Source organism: Streptomyces viridosporus, from assembly GCF_002078235.1.
Taxonomy (GTDB): domain Bacteria; phylum Actinomycetota; class Actinomycetes; order Streptomycetales; family Streptomycetaceae; genus Streptomyces; species Streptomyces viridosporus.
Genome location: NZ_MSGP01000573.1, coordinates 400 through 1175, shown reverse-complemented (window position 1 = coordinate 1175; position 776 = coordinate 400). Strand labels below are relative to the sequence as shown.

The 776-nt window shown below is 65.3% G+C and carries 1 protein-coding gene; it reads left to right on the top strand.

The genetic code is table 11. The features are described from left to right. The first annotated feature begins 385 nt into the window (after positions 1-385). Positions 386-757: a hypothetical protein gene (locus tag B7L92_RS32915; protein WP_016828525.1), complete on the top strand. Its 372-nt coding sequence runs from the start codon at positions 386-388 to the stop codon at positions 755-757. Positions 758-776 lie beyond the last annotated feature (19 nt).

Genomic DNA, 776 nt, shown 5'->3' with positions numbered 1-776 from the left:
TCCGGCCCTGGAGGGCCGGAATTCATGCCCGGCTCGACGCGGAGGCTCCGCCGACGCGCAATCAAAACTGTGGGCCCCGATCCCCGATGCCGCCGCACCGCCCGCACCCGCCCCCACCTCCTTTCTCATTGGGGTAGGGAGAGTGGCAGCAGAGGGGATGTCAGCAGCCCGACCAGGCGCAAGTGTTGCGCTGAGCTGTGGGAATGGAGAAGCCGGCCGGGAGGGGGCGCAACACCTAGCGCAACATCCAGCGCAACGTCATGGCGCAACACCCAGCGCAACACCCATCCAAGTACTTCCCTTCCGAGCCAAGAAGGCTTATTATTTGAAGTGCAGGGGGGAGGCGACCCCCCGGCAACCGCAGGGATCAACGAAGGGGAGAAACGTGGAGATCAGCATTTCCGGTGGAATCGTCCGGCGGGTGCGCGGTGGTCAGGGTGCGCCCATGACGGGCCTGGCAATTCAGGCCCGAACCATCGCGGGTTTCCTGCCGCTTGTGTGCGCGCGGATGGGCGCGAAGGTCGTGCACAACTCTGACGCGAATTACACCGGAATTCGGTTCGACACCAAGGTGGGCCCGGTAGTGCTGGAAATGCCAGTGGGTGACCAGCCGTACCGTCTGGTTCACGAGTTCATCGAGCCGGACGCGCAGGGGCGCACCGAGGTGGAGATGCGGCGGTTCCCGCAGATCTACAAGCCCAACGGAATCGCGCTCATGACGGCCGAGTTCCTCCGGTCGCGCGGGTTCCTGAAGTAGTCCGCCCGGGGGCGTCCCG